This is a genomic window from Listeria monocytogenes (genome assembly GCF_013282665.1).
Taxonomy (GTDB): Bacteria; Bacillota; Bacilli; order Lactobacillales; family Listeriaceae; genus Listeria; species Listeria monocytogenes_C.
Window position 1 is genome coordinate 1,145,449 of sequence record NZ_CP054041.1, and the last position, 17,800, is coordinate 1,163,248.

At 39.3% G+C, this 17,800-nt stretch carries 17 protein-coding genes; 1 reads left to right on the forward strand and 16 read right to left on the reverse strand.

The features are described from left to right. Positions 1 to 33 precede the first annotated feature (33 nt). The 5 genes from HRK21_RS05830 to HRK21_RS05850 form a co-directional block, all read right to left on the reverse strand. Positions 34 to 1,221 carry a phosphoglycerate dehydrogenase gene (locus HRK21_RS05830; protein WP_003737858.1) on the reverse strand — a complete coding sequence of 396 codons (1,188 nt, stop codon included), beginning with the start codon at positions 1,219 to 1,221 and terminating at the stop codon, positions 34 to 36. Beyond that, positions 1,214 to 2,305: a 3-phosphoserine/phosphohydroxythreonine transaminase gene (gene serC, locus HRK21_RS05835; protein ID WP_069887505.1), complete on the reverse strand. Its 1,092-nt coding sequence runs from the start codon at positions 2,303 to 2,305 to the stop codon at positions 1,214 to 1,216. The genes HRK21_RS05830 and serC overlap by 8 nt, the downstream gene beginning before the upstream one ends. 370 nt (positions 2,306 to 2,675) lie before the next feature. Further along, positions 2,676 to 3,824 (reverse strand): lmo2826 family MFS transporter, encoded by a 1,149-nt coding sequence (locus tag HRK21_RS05840; RefSeq protein ID WP_070006463.1) that lies wholly within the window; start codon positions 3,822 to 3,824, stop codon positions 2,676 to 2,678. Between the two features lie 13 nt (positions 3,825 to 3,837). Then, on the reverse strand, positions 3,838 to 4,260 hold the full coding sequence (locus HRK21_RS05845; protein ID WP_069887507.1) for a MarR family winged helix-turn-helix transcriptional regulator: 423 nt from the start codon (positions 4,258 to 4,260) through the stop codon (positions 3,838 to 3,840). 102 nt (positions 4,261 to 4,362) lie between these two features. Beyond that, complete coding sequence (locus HRK21_RS05850; RefSeq protein WP_003740010.1) at positions 4,363 to 4,716, reverse strand: hypothetical protein; 354 nt, start codon at positions 4,714 to 4,716, stop codon at positions 4,363 to 4,365. A gap of 193 nt (positions 4,717 to 4,909) precedes the next feature. On the opposite strand from HRK21_RS05850, the gene HRK21_RS05855 reads away from it, so the two are divergent. Then, positions 4,910 to 5,509, forward strand: coding sequence for a nitroreductase family protein (locus HRK21_RS05855; protein ID WP_003727590.1), 600 nt, complete (start codon positions 4,910 to 4,912; stop codon positions 5,507 to 5,509). A gap of 57 nt (positions 5,510 to 5,566) precedes the next feature. Here the strand turns inward: HRK21_RS05855 and HRK21_RS05860 are convergent, their stop codons facing one another. The 11 genes from HRK21_RS05860 to HRK21_RS05910 form a co-directional block, all read right to left on the reverse strand. Beyond that, positions 5,567 to 5,887: a thioredoxin family protein gene (locus HRK21_RS05860; RefSeq protein WP_003727589.1), complete on the reverse strand. Its 321-nt coding sequence runs from the start codon at positions 5,885 to 5,887 to the stop codon at positions 5,567 to 5,569. A gap of 122 nt (positions 5,888 to 6,009) precedes the next feature. Continuing rightward, positions 6,010 to 6,672: a beta-phosphoglucomutase gene (gene pgmB, locus HRK21_RS05865; protein ID WP_070006462.1), complete on the reverse strand. Its 663-nt coding sequence runs from the start codon at positions 6,670 to 6,672 to the stop codon at positions 6,010 to 6,012. Further along, positions 6,669 to 7,790 carry a glycerate kinase gene (locus HRK21_RS05870; RefSeq protein ID WP_070006461.1) on the reverse strand — a complete coding sequence of 374 codons (1,122 nt, stop codon included), beginning with the start codon at positions 7,788 to 7,790 and terminating at the stop codon, positions 6,669 to 6,671. Before HRK21_RS05870 ends, pgmB begins: the two co-directional genes overlap by 4 nt. After that, positions 7,787 to 9,964 (reverse strand): glycoside hydrolase family 65 protein, encoded by a 2,178-nt coding sequence (locus HRK21_RS05875; RefSeq protein WP_070006460.1) that lies wholly within the window; start codon positions 9,962 to 9,964, stop codon positions 7,787 to 7,789. Before HRK21_RS05875 ends, HRK21_RS05870 begins: the two co-directional genes overlap by 4 nt. Beyond that, positions 9,961 to 10,992 carry a Gfo/Idh/MocA family protein gene (locus tag HRK21_RS05880; protein WP_070006459.1) on the reverse strand — a complete coding sequence of 344 codons (1,032 nt, stop codon included), beginning with the start codon at positions 10,990 to 10,992 and terminating at the stop codon, positions 9,961 to 9,963. Before HRK21_RS05880 ends, HRK21_RS05875 begins: the two co-directional genes overlap by 4 nt. A 57-nt stretch (positions 10,993 to 11,049) precedes the next feature. After that, entirely contained in the window at positions 11,050 to 11,844 is a 795-nt protein-coding gene (locus HRK21_RS05885) for a sugar phosphate isomerase/epimerase family protein (RefSeq protein ID WP_070006458.1), read from the reverse strand. Between the two features lie 12 nt (positions 11,845 to 11,856). Continuing rightward, positions 11,857 to 12,909, reverse strand: a complete 1,053-nt coding sequence (locus tag HRK21_RS05890) for a zinc-dependent alcohol dehydrogenase (RefSeq protein WP_003740017.1) — start codon at positions 12,907 to 12,909, stop codon at positions 11,857 to 11,859. Positions 12,910 to 12,927: 18 nt separating this feature from the next. Then, positions 12,928 to 13,779, reverse strand: a complete 852-nt coding sequence (locus tag HRK21_RS05895) for a carbohydrate ABC transporter permease (protein WP_003725786.1) — start codon at positions 13,777 to 13,779, stop codon at positions 12,928 to 12,930. Further along, positions 13,766 to 14,647: a carbohydrate ABC transporter permease gene (locus tag HRK21_RS05900; RefSeq protein WP_003723843.1), complete on the reverse strand. Its 882-nt coding sequence runs from the start codon at positions 14,645 to 14,647 to the stop codon at positions 13,766 to 13,768. The genes HRK21_RS05895 and HRK21_RS05900 overlap by 14 nt, the downstream gene beginning before the upstream one ends. Positions 14,648 to 14,721: 74 nt before the next feature. Beyond that, positions 14,722 to 16,014 carry an ABC transporter substrate-binding protein gene (locus HRK21_RS05905; protein ID WP_070006457.1) on the reverse strand — a complete coding sequence of 431 codons (1,293 nt, stop codon included), beginning with the start codon at positions 16,012 to 16,014 and terminating at the stop codon, positions 14,722 to 14,724. Then, entirely contained in the window at positions 16,011 to 17,711 is a 1,701-nt protein-coding gene (locus HRK21_RS05910; RefSeq protein WP_070006456.1) for a sugar phosphorylase, read from the reverse strand. The genes HRK21_RS05905 and HRK21_RS05910 overlap by 4 nt, the downstream gene beginning before the upstream one ends. Positions 17,712 to 17,800: the final 89 nt, after the last annotated feature.

Here is a 17,800-nt window from a genome sequence, read left to right on the forward strand (position 1 = left end):
TTTCATGCTCTCATTATTTCCCGGGTAATAATTTTAAACTGTCACACCTAATGGTTCAATAACTCGAACACGCAAAACCCCTTGCACAGCTAACAAATCTTGTTTTAGTTGTTCCAAATTAGCTTGCGTTTCTTTATCAATATCAATTAATGTGTAGGCATATTCATTTTTACTGCGATTTATCATATCTAGAATATTTAAAGAGTATTTCCCTAATTCAGTCGTAATTTGGCCGACCATATTGGGAATATTTTTGTGACAAATCCCAATCCGCGGGTGCCCATTATATGGCATTTCCACGTTCGGAAAATTAACCGAGTTTTTAATACTACCTGTTTCAAGATATGATTGCAGTTCTTTTGCAGCCATTTTAGCACAGTTGGTTTCGGCTTCTTCCGTCGATGCACCTAAATGAGGAAATACATGTACTTTTTTGTGGTTTAATAATTCTTTTGTCGCGAAATCTGTAATATATAAACGTAAAAGTCCATCATCTAAAGCTTCTTTCACAGAGGCAGAATCCACTAACTCACCACGTGAAAAGTTTAGTAAGACCGCATTATCCTTCACTAATTGGAGTGTATCTGCGTTAAACATACCGCGTGTTTTATCCGTTAACGGTACATGAACTGTTAAATAATCGCACGTTGCTAAAACTTCTTCTATCGTCATCGCACGTTCCACTTCTTTAGAAATTCTCCAAGCCGTGTCTACTGAAACGAATGGATCATATCCAACCACATTCATCCCAAGCGATAAAGCGTCATTTGCTACCAATGCACCAATTGCGCCTAAGCCGATAATCCCAAGTTTTTTGCCTGCAAGTTCTGTTCCCGCAAAGGCTTTCTTCCCTGCTTCGACTTTCTGCTCCACATCATCTTCCGCAGGTAATTCTTTCACCCATTCCGTACCTTCCAAAATTGGACGCGCCGAAACAAATAAACTCGCAAGGACTAGTTCTTTCACGGCATTGGCATTCGCGCCAGGTGTGTTAAATACAACAATACCTTTTTCAGAACAATTTTCTACTGGGATATTATTAACTCCTGCACCAGCTCTGGCAACTGCCTTCACTGTCTCCGGAAAGTCAAAATCGTGTAAGTTGTAACTCCGTAGTAAAATCCCGTCTGCTGGCTGATTTGCATCAATCACGTATTTTTCAAGATCAAATGTCTTTAAGCCTTCTTTTGCGATAGCATTAAACGTTTGGATATTAAACACGTACTTCTCCCCCTTTTCTTGCATTTGCAAATTTTTCCATAAAGGCGATTAGAGCTTCCACCCCTTCAATTGGAAATGCGTTGTAAAGACTTGCTCGCATACCGCCCACTGAGCGATGTCCTTTCAAGTTTTTAAAACCATTTGCTTCAGCTTCTTGGACAAAAGCTTTATCAAACTCCGCTGAATTCGTCACAAAAGGCACGTTCGTGAGCGATCTAGCAGAAGGTTCGACCGGTGAAGAAAAGAAATCCGATTGATCGATATAGTCATATAATAATGCCGCTTTTTTGCGATTTAACGCTTCAATTCCAGCAACGCCACCTTGTTCTTTAATCCATTCAAATACTAACTTCGCTACATAAATGGCAAATGTTGGTGGTGTGTTATACATGGAATCATTCTCGGCTTGTACTTTGAAATCTAACATAGAAGGAAGCCCTTCTACTTGTCCTATCAAATCTTCGCGTACGATGACGAGCGTTAATCCAGCAGGCCCAATGTTCTTTTGTGCTCCTGCATAAATTAAGCCAAATTTTTTCACATCATAAACGCTCGATAAAATATTGGAGGACATATCCGCAACGACCGGGACAACTGAGTCTGGTACATCAAACATCGCTGTTCCTTCGATTGTATTATTTGTGGTTACATGTAAGTAAGCCGCGTCACTAGAAACTGTAGGAATTTCAGGAATATAGCTGAAATTGCGGTCTTCCGATGAGGCAATTACTTCCACCTCAACACCCTGAATTTTTTTAGCTTCAGAAATTGCTTTCTTCGCCCAAGATCCAGTGTTTACATATACTGCTTTTTTACCTTTTGCAAGATTCATCGGCACCATATCAAACTGCAAACTCGCGCCGCCTTGCAAAAATAGTACTTTGTAATTTTCTGGAATCTCCATCAATTCTCGAATTAAACTCTCCGCATCGTCTAGGATGTTTTGAAATAATTCTGAACGGTGACTCAGCTCCATTACTGACATTCCTGAACCATTGTAAGAGAGTAGCTCCCTTTGAACCTTTTCAAGTACCGGTACTGGTAAAACTGCCGGTCCTGCCGAAAAATTATAAACACGTTCCACTCAACATCTCTCCTGTCTTCAAAATTCCCCAATTACTTACAAAAATTTTCACCAATAATCGAATACTTATTGGCCAGATATGAGCCTTCCTCGTTACACTTATGCTTTTCGAAGTTCTGTTGTTAAGAAATAAAAAAGCCGAACCTGTGATATTCTACACAATATTCGGATTTTTCAGCGCTTAAAAGTAAACACTGCCTTTTGTACTTTTGTATATTATAGCAGAAACAGAGCTGTTTTTCAGAAAATTTATACTAAATCTACAAATAAATGTGATGTTTAAACTTTCTGACATTAAAAAAGTACGAGAAAGCGCTATTTAAAGCAATTCTCGTACTTCTGTTTTTTGAAAAACTCTTCACAAGAGATGTTAGCTATTTTTCCCTTTTCGTCCTAAAGTAAACCAATACACCGCAAAAAATACGACAAGCGCAATAATTGCTGTGCGATACATAATAGCATAATTGTAGTAAGTCGCAACAATACTCAAACCAAAACTACCAACAGCCATCCCAATATCCATCCCCGAAAGAAAAGTTCCATTCGCGGTGCCTTTATTGTGTGGTGCAGCCCGGTCAACAGCCAGTGCTTGAAGCGCCGGTTGCGACATCCCGTAACCTAGCCCGAAGAATAGCGAAGCAATAAACAAGCTAATCGCCCCAGTTGCAAAAGAAAGAATTAATATCCCAATTATCATCGAAAGCGCTCCTGGAATAATAACAAAACGGTGTCCCTTCGTATCATAAAGTCGCCCAGCAAACAAACGGCTCACAAGAACCATAATCGCTTGCCCGATAAAATATATCCACGTTGTCGAAATACCCAGTTCTGTTCCATATACCATCATAAATGTCTGGATCCCACCAAGCGGAATCGCCATTAATAAACATAATCCAGCTGGAAGTAAAGCCGTTTTCTCAAACAATTTCATTTTTTGATGTACAATTTTTTCTGATTTTGGAATTTTCACCTGTGTCATCAAAATTAAAATAAACCCCATCAAAACAAGCGAAAACGTCACTAAAACGTCGAAAGAAAAATAATTCATAATTAAAATAGCGATAATCGGCGCAAGCGACATTCCAAGTGCAGTCGTAAGTCCATAAAAACCAATACCTTCCCCCGTTTTGCTTGGCGGTACAAGTTTAGAAACGCCTGTTGCAATGGAAGTTGTTCCGATACCCCAGCCAGCCCCGTGGAAAAGCCGTAATATAAGTAAGGCAGCCACCGCAGTTGACCAATAAAAGTTCACTGTAGTTAAAATTAAAATCAAAAAGCCCGCAATAATAAGTACTTTCGGTCCGAATTTGTCATTCCAACTCCCAGCAATAGCCCGCATTAATAGGGCTACGATAGAGAATAGCCCAACTGCCAAACTAGCCTGCATTTGCGTTCCACCTAGCTCAATAATACGTGCCGGCAACGTGGGCATAAACACCATAAAGCCAATATATAAAAGTACACTTCCTAACAATAAAAATACGTAGTCCTTCGTCCAAAGTCTTGTCTTATTTTCCAAAATTTACCCCTCTTTACTCTATATTAGTAGAAATATTCTTTAAAATAGCCGTGAAATGTTCCAAATCTGCGCGAGAAATCCCAGCAAACATTTTTTCACAACTCGCCTCCACGATATCGCGGAGTTCATTCGTCTCTTTTCTCCCTTTGTCCGTTAAAGACAAAAGTGAAATCCGTCTATCTTCTGTACTCACTTCCCGCACAACAAGCTCTTTCCTAAGTAAAACATCGACAATCCGATTCACGGTCGGTGTGTCTTTTTTCGTCCAAAGCGCAATCTCTTTTTGCGAAATCGGCTCGTTCGCCTCAATCCCCTCTAAAACAGACCATTGCTCTGGTGTGACATCATAACTTGCAATCGAACGTAGCAAAAATAAATGCATTTTCTTCGCTGTCGTATTTACATCAAATGATATTTCATCATAATATCCGCGCATATTTATCCTCATTTCTATTGTCGCAACAATAATTGTCATAACAATTATTATACATATTGATTACTCTTTTGACAAGAAAAACAGCCGAATAAACGACTGTTTCTACAATAATTCCACATCTATAATATCTCTAAATTCAATTACATACTCATATCCAACAATATCTTTCAAAATAACTTCTTCCGTTAACATATCTATTTCTAGCGGCACTAAGTCTTGTGTTTCCATCTCTCCAAGCCCAAGAAATGCGGAAGGATATTCAAATGGCGCTAAACGCAGAGAAGATACATCTGCTTCTTGAAAATATTTTAAACGAACGACCCATTCTCGCTTTATAGCATCTTTTAATGTGATAAAAAAGCTTTCGCGCTCTAAATAATCCACTTCTGGCCGACTTGTTAAAAAAGCAGCATTCTTCTCTGTTCGCACTTGCTCTTTCTGAATTGCCGTAACCATCATTATCACCTCTTAACTTTATTATACGAACAAACGTTCTTAAAATCAAGTAATTTGCTGAAAAAGTTTTTTCCTAAGAGCCTGAATCTGTTTAGCGCTTACATATTCTTTTTCCGACAAAAACACTTGCAAATTAATGAATAGTTGCTATACTTATGTAAGTAAATAACATTAACAAAGGAGTTTTATTATTATGACTAATACATTTTTAGATTCTATTAAAGTTCGTCGTTCCATTTATGCACTAGATAAAAACGTTTCCGTTGAGGATTCCAAAATTGAAGAAATTATTAAAGACGCTGTTAAATATAGCCCATCTTCATTCAACTCCCAAAGCTCTCGCGCTGTCATTCTTTTAGGAGAAAACCATGATAAACTTTGGAATATCGTAGAAGATACATTACGCGCTATCGTACCTGCTGAAAACTTTGCAGCTACAGAAGAAAAAGTTGGTTCTTTCCGCGCTGGATACGGAACAGTTCTTTTCTTTGAAGATACTGCTGTTATCGAAGGCTTACAAGAAAACTTCGCTCTATATGCAGACAACTTCCCTGTATGGTCTGAACAATCTTCAGGTATTGCACAACATTCAGTATGGGTTGCTCTTGCAAACGCTGGAATTGGTGCATCTCTACAACATTACAACCCACTAATTGACGATGCTGTTAAAGCTGAATGGAATATTCCTGCAAGCTGGAACTTACGCGCGCAAATGCCGTTTGGTAACATCGTTCAAGAAGCTGGCGAAAAAGAATTCATCGATGACGCTGATCGTTTCCGCGTTTTCAAATAATAAATGTTTCACGTGAAACAAAAAATTCCGCGACCATTAACTGGTATCGCGGAATTTTTATTTTGCTAAACTTTTAAATCTGCTTCTAAGTTCATCACAACTTACAATACCAGCAATCCCGCCTTTAATTTCTCCATCAACAAGAACAAGCGAATTTGGTATTCCTTTTACATCAAATTTCTGAGCTAATGCGCGTTGTTTATCTACATTAATTTTCACAACTTGGACATTACCTTCTTCCATCTCAGCAAATTGCTCAAGTGTTGGCCAAAAGCAGCGACACGGTGCGCACCACTCTGCCCAAAAGTTAAGTAATATTTTAGGATGGCTACTAATAATCTCTTCCAAGTCATCTTCTTTTGCAAAAATAATTGCCATACATATCCACCTCACATTCAGAATATTCCAAAGTTGTATCGTGGTCAAGTAAAGGGTTTTAGAATAGCAATATATCTTGTTTTTTGTTCGTTTTTTGACACTTTTGTTTCACGTGAAACATTTTATTTACTATGTAAGATTTCTAAAATGCGTAAATCTAGCAAACCAGTGCGCTTCACAGTCATATCCGCATCACGAAGTCCAGAACCTACACCAACGCTTACAATTCCAGCTGCATTTATTGCTTCAATTCCAGCTTGAGCGTCTTCAATTCCGACTACCTCTGAAGTTTCTAAACCTAGACCACGGCATGCTTCCACAAAAATTTCTGGATCCGGTTTTGATTTAGTAATTTTAGCTGCGTCAACAATATAATCAAATTCTTGTTCCATTTCTAGCGCGCTCAAAACCGTCCGAGCATTTTTCGAAACAGATGCAATTGCGCATTTGAGATTTTGCTTTTTAAGATCCACTATAAGTTCTTTAATTCCTGGTAAAACATCCGCTGGCGTAATTTCTTTTAGCAAGCTAACATAAAAGTCATTTTTATCAGCTGCAAGAGCTTCAATCTGCTCTTCTGTAAAGTCATTTTCACGACCGTCTTTCTTTAAAATAAGAAGTAGGGAGTCAATTCTGCTTACTCCTTTTAAATTCTCATTAAACGCTTCATCAAATTCAATTCCAATACTCTCCGCTGTTTTTTTCCAAGCCAAGTAATGATAATGTGCTGTATCTGTGATGACGCCATCTAAATCGAAAACTACTCCTTTTAATGCTGTTGTCATTCTACTCGTCCTTTCCAAACTGCCGCAACATTTCGCGCGGTTCTTCTTAAATTATTTGGTGTTTCTTTCAGTATATTTTCTAACGTTGCTGGTTTGGCAATGGATGGAAATACTGCGCTGATTCCGACTTCATATACTGCTTCTAGTCCCTCACCAACACTTCCACAAATTGCAAAAACTGGTGTTTCTTTCGGTACTACTTTCGCAACACCCACAGGAGCTTTCCCTTGTGCGGTTTGCCCGTCCATTTTCCCTTCGCCAACGATGACCAAATCTGCATCTTCGCAAACGGTTTTGATTTGAAGAGCTTCAATAACAAAATCAATTCCCGATAACAGGTTAGCTTTTGCAAATGTCACAAGTCCGGCGCCAATTCCACCTCCGGCACCTGCTCGCAGCATTGTAAGCATTGCAGGATTCGCTAACTGATAAAACTGGCGCATTGCTCCATCAGCTGTTGCTAAATCTGTTACGGCTAGCCCTTTTTGCGGACCAAACACATACGATGCGCCAGCTTCTCCACAAAGTGGATTTTCGACATCCGTCACAATATTTACTGTGATGTTTTCTAGTTCAGCTGGGACTTTTTCGGAGCGAATGGTTGCTATATCAGCTAAATTTGCGCCAATCGGGTTGACGATATTATTTTCTGCATCTAGGAATTCATAGCCAAGCGCACTAGCCATGCCAATTCCGCCATCGTTTGAAGCGCTTCCACCAATCCCAATAATGATCTCGGTCGCACCTTTTTTCATTGCGTGCAAAATTAGCTCGCCCACTCCTTTAGTACTCACTTGAAGTGGATCGCGTCTAGTTGTCGGAACCAAGTGCAAACCGCAAACCTCGGCCATTTCTATTAAAGCTTTTTTGTTCCCTTCCGTGAAAGCAACTTGCGCTGAAACCAGTTCACTAAAAGGGCCGGACACATCGATTTTCATTTTTTTCGCGTCTAAAGCTTTACTTAAAATCTCTAGCGTGCCTTCCCCGCCATCACTGACAGGGAGTAAATGATAATCAGCATCCGGATAAATTTCTTGAAAGCCCTCTTTAATATACTCTGCCACCTCATGCGCCGTCAAACTTTCTTTGAATGAATCCGGTGCAATGACAATTTTCATAAAGACACATCCTTCTGATCCAACTTAATGGTTAATGTATCTGTTAATTGCTGTTTTTCTCCGTGAATAACTAATTCTAGCACGCTTTTTGTGCTTTTTGAAAGTTGTAAAGTGTTTGGCGCGATTTCTACCAAGATTTTTTCATCTTTCCAAGAGAATTCAAATGCCACAGATTGCCAGGAATCCGGTAATTTAGGTGCGAATGCAAGTAGTTCTCCACTAGTATCTATACCCGCAAATCCAAAAACTACTGCCAACCATATTGCGCCAAGTGACGCTGCGTGAAGCCCATCATCCGATGAATGCGGCTCACTTCCAAGGTCAATTAAACAAGCTTCTTGGAAAAATTGATAGGCTTGTGCGCGATTCCCAGTTCGATTTTCTACAATTGCATGGATTGCTTTACTTAAAGAGGAATCATGAATAGTTCGTTTTTCATAGTAATCCAGGTTTTTCTTCACAACATCAGGTGCAAACATCTTCGGAAACAGGTAAAACAACATGACTAAATCTGCTTGCTTTAAGATTTGTAGTTCGTTCACTTCTTGACGAGAATAATCTAATAGAATCCCTTGTGTACCTTGCGCCGCCTTATATTTATCTAAATTTATCCAATCTTTTTCTAGGAAAGTATCATCTTGTGGAATTAAGCCAGACTCATTTGCGACAGGTAAATAGATTTTTTCAAGGAAAGCTTCTGCATGGGCTACAAAATAAGCATTATCTTTATTCCATTCTAGTGCTTTTTCTACATTATAGCGTGCCATATAATTCGTATAAGTATTATTATCGATATGCTCTGTGTATTCGTCTGGACCAATCACATCAAGGATTTCCAGTCGTCCATTACGATTAGTTGCACGGCTTAGCCAAAATTCCGCTGTTTCAAGGAGCAGCTCTGAACCACACTCTTTCATAAACTGCGCATCCTTTGTCGCCGCTTCATATTCACAAACTGCATAAGCAATATCCGCAACTAAATGATGCTCCGAAATCGCTGAAGCTACTTTTTGACGTGTGCCAGTTCGAATATTAATCGCTGCAAATTCAGGCGTTTCTTCTTCGCCAGAGAATGCACTTTCCCACGGAAAAAGCGCCCCATTATAGCCGTTTTTCGTTGCTTTTTCCTTTGCTTCTTTCAAATGAAGATAGCGATATTTTAATAGTTGTTTGGCAACTTCTGGTTTATTATAAAGGAAAAATGGCATGATGAAAATTTCTGTATCCCAAAAAACATGCCCCTTGTATCCTTCTCCGGTAAGCCCCTTCGCCCCAACGCTACAGCGGAAATCATCTTTTGGCGTCATAATTTCTAAGTGATAGCACGCAAAATCTAGCGCAAATTGGTCAAAATCATTCGTGCTCTCTACCCGGACACCCGCATGCTCCCAAAAATCCGCCCATAGTTCCTCCGAAGCTGTTTTCAGTTCTGCGTAGGTCACCTTTGGAAGTTCCGCATCTACTTGATCAAGGGATGTTTTAACCATGCTTATTTTCTCCAAAGTGAATCGTTTATTTTCAGCAATTTCTTGCTCTACTTCGGTCATTAATTGTCTGTTTTTCGCAGTGAAAATCCCTTTTTTATTCACTTTTGTTGCTACTGTAATATGCTGTTTGCTCTCGATGGTTTCATATTCGCCAACCATCAGTTCCTCATTAAAAATTCGCAGACTCAACTCCGCCAACTGCTGTGTTCCAAAATTAGTTTGTTGCGCATCAATACCAGTTTTTACTTTGACTTTCGTCGCGCCGCTCAAAGGTATTATCTCCACTTTAGCAGCAATGACGTGCTTCGCTGCTTTTGAAACGAATCGATGAAAATTCAGTTGGTACTTTTTACCCGCGCTACTTTCCCAAGTAATTTTTCGAACTAATTCTCCTGTCTGCATATCTAAATAACGTTCATATGCATGGATTTTCCCCGCTTGCATCGAAAAAGTTTCCCCATCAAGCATCACTTGGAAACGCGTCACATCCGGCAAGTTCACTAGTTCCGAACTCAGCGAACCGCTCGGACGATTATAAATCCCCGCCACGTACATACCGCGAACTTGCTCTGGATACTCTTCTTCAAGAGCACCGCGCACGCCCAAATAGCCATTTCCCACAGTCATTTGGCTACCGTATTTATTTAGATAATTTAATGCAAATTCCTTCTCGATTATTTTCTTCATAAAGAAACACTCTCACCTTTTTCTGCCGATTCGTATAAACTTTCAACAATTTTTTGTATGATATAACCTTGTTCAGCGCCAGCAAGCTCCACTTTTCCAGCACCAAGAACGCTATCAACAAATGCTTTCATGCTGTTTTCGTGTTTATTTTCTTCCAGTTGTGCTAACTTCTCTAACAACTGAAATTCACCTGCATTATCTGTATAAATTTCAGCCGGGTATAAACTCCCTCCTGCTAAATCACCAAAAAAGTCAACGTTTAGCGCACTTTCTGGCTTAATATGTAGCGCAAAAGAAGTATCTAATTCAATTAATCCGCCATTTTCCAGTTCAATAAAGCCAAATAAAGAATCCTCTACCGTATATTTTTCCGGATCCCACGAACCAAATGTCCCCGCACTTTTCTTAGTGCCAATTTTTTGGAAACTTTTTGCTGTCACTTTCTTCACTTTTGGAAAACCAAGGACAAACATCGCCGCATCAAGCATGTGAATTCCCATATCAATCAGGGGGCCCCCGCCTTGCATTTCTTTATTCGTAAAAGTTCCCCAACCTGGCACGCCAGAACGACGAAGTGCCGTTGCTTTCACACAATAAATTTCACCTAGAATCGCCGAATTTCTCTTTAAAAACTGTGCTTCACTAGAAAAACGATGATGGAAATCGTACGCCAAAATCGCGCCTTTTTCTTCCGCAAGTTCCCACATTGCTTTTGCTTCCACCGCACTCATTGCAGGTGGTTTTTCACACATAACGGCTGCTCCATTCGCTAATGACAACATCACATTATCAAAATGGAACCGATTAGGTGTACAAATACTAACAATATCGATTTTCTCGGCCGCAAACATCTCTTCTGCCGTAGCATAATGCTTCTCAAAACCATTGTTCGCGCGGAACTCTTCGCCACGCTCCAAACTTGGGTCACAAACAGCTACAAGCTCCAGTTCATTTCTTGTCTTATAATATGCAGCGTGGACCTTCTCAGCGACTTGTCCAGCACCGATAATTGCAACTCTTTTCTTCATTATCCGAAACTCCTTTTAGAAAAATCCGTCCGCTTTAATTGGGACGGATTTTCTATTTTAAATTAAACAGCTTTTTAAATGTGCTAAGGCATCTTTATAAGCTTGTTCATGATTTTCACTGCGAACACGACATTCAAAAGTTAAAAATCCGTTGTAACCGTTCTTTTTCAGTTGATCAAAACTTGTTTTAAAATCAAGGCTACCACTTCCTGGTTGATAGCGATGATTGTCAGCAACATGAATGTGACCAATCGAATCCTTATACGTCTCAAGCGCAGTCGGGATGCTATCTTCTTCAATATTCATATGATAGAAATCAGCGATAATTTCTACATTTTTAAGATTATTTTCATCAATGTATTTCTGCGCATCACCCAGTAAATTAATCATATGATCTTGGTATCTGTTAAGCGGCTCAAGATAAACTTTCGTGCCAGTCTCACCAGCAATTTTATCCAAATAAACCAACGATTCGCTCACTGCTTTGAAATCTCCGGCTTGGCTACGTGGCGAAACCATTGGTGGAAGGCGGTATGTGAACATTCCCCATGCCGCTGGAACAACAATCCCTTGCCCACCAACTTCTGCCAAAGCTTCTAAAATCACCTTGATTTCTTCTAAACCGTTCAGCCTGCGCTCTTCGATGAAGTCACCAATCCAGCCATCATAGCCACCACATGCAGTACTAACAGGTAGCCCCGTTTTTTCGATTGCTTTCTTCACTTCGTCCAAATTTTCAACAAGTAATTTACCATCAATTTCAAAACCTTCAAAGCCCATTTCTTTTACATAAGCAAATTTTTCTTCTATATTTTCTGGGAAAAATGCTTGGTTTTGTGTGCCTAATTTCATTATTATCGCTCCTTAAAGGGTAATCCCCATTTTAATACTCAAATCAGGTTGTTGATCGACGTATTTCATGTAGCTCTCAGCTGAATCTGCAAACGGAACGACTGGATCAATAATGTCCGAACAATCCAAGTAACCGTTCATCAGTAGTTCCCAACAAGTTTCCTCGATACGCTTACGATCCCAGCGCGGATAATCCGGATTTGGTTCACTAGCCGCACGTGAAAAGACGATTTTCGCATTGTTGAAATGAGCTTCACGTCCTAGGTTAAATCCTTCTGGAAAAGGTTTCGCAAACGCAACATAAGAAATTGTTCCACCATAAGCAATTCCGCGTAGTGCTGCTTGAAGTGCCGCCGCATTCCCACTCGTTTCAATAATCGAATCGGCGCCAAGTTTACCAGTAAGGCGCTTCACTTCTAAGCCAACATCTGTCGTAATCGGATCAAACGTAGCATCTGCTCCGTGTTTTTCAGCAATTTCACGACGATGACTAAGTGGATCAACCCCGATAACAACACTTGCTCCAGCTTTTTTTGCCAGTTGAATCGCAATTTGACCGATCGCACCAAGTCCGACAACAACAACGTAATCGCCCGCACGAACATGTGCATCACGCACGCCACTCATTGCAAATTGAGCAGGGTCATAGCAAACCGCGTTTTTCCAATTAGCACCTTTTGGCAATTTACGTAGTTTATAATTATCGACAGCTTTCACAATAACAGTTTCCATAATCGGTCCGTAAGAACAAACGATATCTCCAAGCTCGTATTCTGTTACTTTGCTCCCACATTCAACTACTTCACCAACGACCATGTTACCTAGCTGAAACTCGCCAAATACAATGCCTCGCGCACTATTTGTTTCACGTGAAACAAATAAGTTCCATTCAGGCGAAAATTCTTCATCAATAAAAGGGCTAATCCCTCTAAAATCAACTACTTCTGTTCCATGTTTTGGAGAAGCAAATTGTACTTTAATTTTTACTTCATCTTCTAAAACTTCACGATCATGATATTCTACTAATTCCGCCACACGCGGCGCTGTCGCTACTAATTTTTTCATTTTAAAAAACTTCCTTTCTTATCCCTTAACTCCACCGTCAGTTAAGTTTCCTTTGATAAACCGTTCTGAAATTGCGTACATAATAACGACTGGAAGCGCCGTAACAAGCGATGCCGCCATCATTCTACCCCAAATATAATCAGGCGTACTAAATAATGTATTCAAGCCAATCGGTAACGTGAATTTCTCTGCGCTAGATAAGAAAATCGAAGCAAACAGATAATCATTCCAAGCTACCATGAAGCAGTATACGAACACAGAAACAATGCCCGAAATCGCAAGCGGAACAATAATACGTAAGATAATCTGGAAGCGATTCAATCCGTCCATCATTGCTGCTTCTTCTATATCAGTTGGAATCGTATCAAAATAACTTTTCAGCATAAATACCGCAGTTGGTAGTGTTTGTACAACCATCGTGATAATTAAAGCTGTCTCTGTATCATACAATCCCAAACTCGAAATTATTTTGAACAACGGAACAATTAATAAAATCCCGGAGAACATATAAACCGTATAAAAACTTGCATTGATCGTCATCCGCCCTTTAAAGCGTAATTTTGATAATGCATAAGCGCCTAAAATCCCCAAAACAACCGCAATACCGGCCGCAAAAACCGAAACAACCAAACTATTTTTAAAGTATGTTAAAAACGGAAAAATATCTGGGTTGAAAATATCGATGTAATGCTGGAAAGTGAATTCTTTCGGAAAAAATGTTGGATGTGTAGAAATGGCTTCTTTACTGCTTTTAAACGAAGTCATTAACATAATCGCAAATGGGAACAACGTGATACATAAAAATGCAACCATCGTCACATAAAACGCGATTTTCTTTGTTCTTTTTGACTTTTTACTACTTACCGCCATTCAAGTCCACCCGCTTTCTTGCAAAAATAATCACAACAAAAATAATGACAAATAATATGACAGAAATCGCTGCTGCTTTTCCTAAATCATTGAACGCGAATGCTGTTTTATATAAATAAACTCCAAGGATATTTACTTTATTCGTTAGTAAGTATACATCAGTGAACATATAGAACATCCAAATCGCACGAAGCGTAATAACTGTCGCAAGTACCGGCATAATCGCTGGCAAAGTAACAATTTTGAATTTATCCCAAATGTTCGCTCCATCCATATCAGCCGCCTCATAAAGCGACTTATCGACCGTTTGCAAAATCGCCAAAAACGAAATAAATGCATACGGGAAGTAACGCCATATCGCAAAAAAGGTTACTAAAAAGAAACTAGAAACTGGATTATCAAACCAAAGTGGCGCTTCTTTGAACATATGGAGTACATCCACAGTCATGAAATTAATTACGCCATAACCATTGTTAAACATATATTTCCATGCAAAAATAAGAGAAATAGATGGTGTTACATATGACAAAATAATAAGCGACCGAGCCGTTCTTCTAAAGCGAAATTCACGATTAAAGAATATCGCTACAAGTAGCCCCATCCCAGTACTGCCAACAACGACAAGTGCTGTATAAGCCACCGTAAGTCCTAGTGATTTATAAAACTCTGGATCCTTCAAAATATCTATATAATTTTGTAAACCGATAAAGACAGATTTAATATTTGGATTTAGCGGCATATCTAAAAAACTAATCTGGATATTTGAAATCATCGGATATAAAACAAGTGCTGCCAGTAAAACAAAACTTGGCGCAAGTAAAATCATTGCTAACTTAAAGTCGGACCTTTTATATACTTTCGTTTTCATAATGCCTCCTTAAATCAAAAAGCGACGTGCTAAACTGTTAAAAAAGGCGGGGAGACTCTCTCCCCGCTATTTGATTATTTGCCTTCTTCAGCTTTTTTCTGTGCAGCTTTTAAGTCCGCTGATACATCGCCACCGCCAACGGTTACGTTATTAACCATTTGAGCGATAATGCCTGAGCTAGTAATATCTCCCATTTTTGTAAGGTTCTTACCGTCAACAAGTCCGAAAACTTGGATATCATTGAATGATGCTGCGATTTCATTTGGAAGTTCCCCAAACGATTTAATTACTTCATTTTCTTTGTAAGCTTTTTGTTCCACTACTTCTTTATTTACTGGTTGCGCACCACCTGGAGACATTAATACCCACGTTGCCATGTTTTTCGGTTGAGACAAGTATTCAACAAATTTCTTCGTTGCTTTCTTTTGTTCATCATCAAGTCCTGCTGAAATAGTTAAACCAGAAACTGTACCATAAACTGCTTTTTCTTTTTCTTCTGGAATTGCGAAACCGATATTTTTTGGATCGCCTTCTTCATAAACAGATGGAAGGATATACGTAGAGTAAATCGCCATTGGAACTGTTCCATTCATAAATGCATCTTTAATTTCAGTTACATCATTTGAACCAGGCATCGTGTATGCTGACAAATCTTTGTAATATTGAAGTGCTTCTTTCATTTCTGGTGTATCAATCGTTACATTACCTTTCGCATCTAAAACATTTGCTTTGTTAGAAAGTGCGAATTGAGAGAAAGCTTGCTCACTCATCGTGCTTTCAGCTGTTGGAATTGCAATACCGTATTTTTTATCTGCTTTATTTGTGAATTTTTTCGCTACTTTTTCAATATCCGCCCAGTTTTTAGGTTCTTCAAAACCAGCATCGGCTAAAGCTTTTTTGTTGTACCAAATACCTTGAACCCAACCGCTTATTGGTGCTGCGATATAGCTCTTACCATCTTCAGAACGTACTAAGTTTGTTGCACCTTCATAGTATTTATCTTCTCCCACAGAGTCGATAACTTCTTTTACTGCATCTTGGTCAATTAACTGATCTTTATCCATTACTTTGGCAAAATCTTGGCTTACTTCCATAACTGCTGGAAGTTTACCAGAACGAGCAAGTGTGACAACTTTAGTATTAAAAGCATCTTCCTCTACTGGAATTTGTTTGATTTTGATTGTTGGATTTTCTTTTTCAAAATCAGCAATTAATTTATTAATAACATCTAAACGCTCTTTTTCAACGGATGAATGCATAAATTCAATCGTTACTTCCTTACTACCAGACTCTTTTCCTCCACATGCAGCTAGAACCGCACTTAGAACCAACACAACAACAAGTAATACAAGACTCTTTTTCTTCATTTTTGTTCCTCCCTGTAATTTTTGGTTTTTAGCCAGCAGAATTCATAGCCACTAAGCTTTATGGAATCGCTCCCAGTTACTGTGGAGCCCGAATAAAGATTTGTATAAACACCGCTGTCTAGTGAATAACTCACTTCTTTTTCTGATAAATTATGAATCAATATAGTTGATTCTACGTCGGATGAACGTTTAACAACAAACAATTCCGCCGTAGATTCTAAAACTTCCATCGGTATTTCTGGATGGAAAAGTGATTCCGCTTTTCGTGTGCTAATTAATTTCGTTAGCGCATCATAAGTTGCTTTTCGTAAGGAGCCTCTTTGTTCCAACTCTGCTGTAATTTCCGCCAAGTCGTATTTTTTTCGATTAATAGAACGATTGTGACCTGTTATTTCTACGCCAGAATAATCATTGCGGCTTCCTAAAATACTTTGAACATAAACAGCTGGAACGCCTGGGATAGACATTAGTACTGCGTGAGCCACTAGAAATCTTGATAACCTCAAGTCATCCGTGTCCGCCTGTTTACTTAGCGCATCCATATAAGTCACGTTGATTTCATACGGACTCTTAGAACCATCTGGATTTTGCTTATATGAAACGAGCGCGCCTTCTTCCTCCAAATCATTCACTAAAGCCAAAATTTCAGCTTCTGGAATAATACCGCGCACTGGATTTAACCCAATCCCATCATGTGAGGCAAGGAAATTAAAGAATGTCCGCTTGCCTTCTGGTAGCTCTAAATTCTTCGCCCAGTTACGGAGAGCCTCTGCATTACCATGGTGAATAGCATGGAGCACAAGTGGTGGAAGCGGGAATTGATAAACCATATGCGCTTCTTTTTCACCATTTCCAAAATAACTAATATTATCAACATGCGGCACATTGGTTTCGGTTATAATAATCGTCCCCGGAGCTGCAATATCTACTAAATCTCTAAATAATTTCACGATTTCATGCGTCTCTTCTAAGTGAATCGAGCTCGTTCCCGGTACTTTCCACATAAATCCAACCGCATCAAGTCGCACGTATTCGGCACCTTCTTCTAAATAGAACATCAAAACATCAATCATCTTATAAAGTACTTCCGGACAAGCAAAGTTTAAATCAATCTGATCCTCACTAAACGTCGTCCAAATATGCCCTACTTTCCCTGAATCAAACTGAAATGGTGTCAGCACTGGAGTCGCACGTGGCCTTGTTACCGAACTAAGGTCTGTCTTTGGATCCATTTCCACAAAAAAGTTTCTAAACTCCTCGTCACCCGCCAGATATCGCTTAAACCAATCACTTTTCGCCGACATATGATTACAAACAAAATCAAACATCAACCGCGCCGACTGTTCCATTTCCTTAATATCTTCCCAATCACCAAGCTCTGGGTTCACCGCTTTATAATCGATGACCGAAAATCCATCATCCGACGAATAAGGATAAAAAGGCAAGAAATGAACTACTTCAAAAGTCGATTTTAAATAATTATCATACATTTTCTTAAAAGTTGTTAACGTTTTTTGGGATTCCTCTTTAAATTGATCCCCATATGTAATTAAAACAATATCTTTCTCATCCCACTGATCTTTTCGAGTTAACTTTCGTTGTTGCGTTTGCTGTACCCGCGCTTCGATTCTAGCTGCCAAACTATCTACCACATCTTCGGCATATAACCGCGAAAGTCGTTTTCTTAAATTCGTCATCATTTACCTCCTAACCGGGAGCGCTCCCACAAGAAGAATTATAGTATGGAAAGCGCTTTCTGTCAAACACAATTTTTAATGTTTTTTCT

Bases quoted from the DNA above. Each gene is read 5' to 3' on its own strand.
- HRK21_RS05855 (WP_003727590.1), top strand. From the start codon at position 4,910: ATGACTAATACATTTTTAGATTCTATTAAAGTTCGTCGTTCCATTTAT.
- HRK21_RS05860 (WP_003727589.1), bottom strand. From the start codon at position 5,887: ATGGCAATTATTTTTGCAAAAGAAGATGACTTGGAAGAGATTATTAGT.
- HRK21_RS05910 (WP_070006456.1), bottom strand. From the start codon at position 17,711: ATGACGAATTTAAGAAAACGACTTTCGCGGTTATATGCCGAAGATGTG.
- HRK21_RS05895 (WP_003725786.1), bottom strand. From the start codon at position 13,779: ATGGCGGTAAGTAGTAAAAAGTCAAAAAGAACAAAGAAAATCGCGTTT.
- HRK21_RS05890 (WP_003740017.1), bottom strand. From the start codon at position 12,909: ATGAAAAAATTAGTAGCGACAGCGCCGCGTGTGGCGGAATTAGTAGAA.
- pgmB (WP_070006462.1), bottom strand. From the start codon at position 6,672: ATGACAACAGCATTAAAAGGAGTAGTTTTCGATTTAGATGGCGTCATC.
- HRK21_RS05905 (WP_070006457.1), bottom strand. From the start codon at position 16,014: ATGAAGAAAAAGAGTCTTGTATTACTTGTTGTTGTGTTGGTTCTAAGT.
- HRK21_RS05845 (WP_069887507.1), bottom strand. From the start codon at position 4,260: ATGCGCGGATATTATGATGAAATATCATTTGATGTAAATACGACAGCG.
- HRK21_RS05850 (WP_003740010.1), bottom strand. From the start codon at position 4,716: ATGGTTACGGCAATTCAGAAAGAGCAAGTGCGAACAGAGAAGAATGCT.
- HRK21_RS05870 (WP_070006461.1), bottom strand. From the start codon at position 7,790: ATGAAAATTGTCATTGCACCGGATTCATTCAAAGAAAGTTTGACGGCG.
- HRK21_RS05900 (WP_003723843.1), bottom strand. From the start codon at position 14,647: ATGAAAACGAAAGTATATAAAAGGTCCGACTTTAAGTTAGCAATGATT.
- HRK21_RS05880 (WP_070006459.1), bottom strand. From the start codon at position 10,992: ATGAAGAAAAGAGTTGCAATTATCGGTGCTGGACAAGTCGCTGAGAAG.
- HRK21_RS05885 (WP_070006458.1), bottom strand. From the start codon at position 11,844: ATGAAATTAGGCACACAAAACCAAGCATTTTTCCCAGAAAATATAGAA.
- HRK21_RS05875 (WP_070006460.1), bottom strand. From the start codon at position 9,964: ATGAAGAAAATAATCGAGAAGGAATTTGCATTAAATTATCTAAATAAA.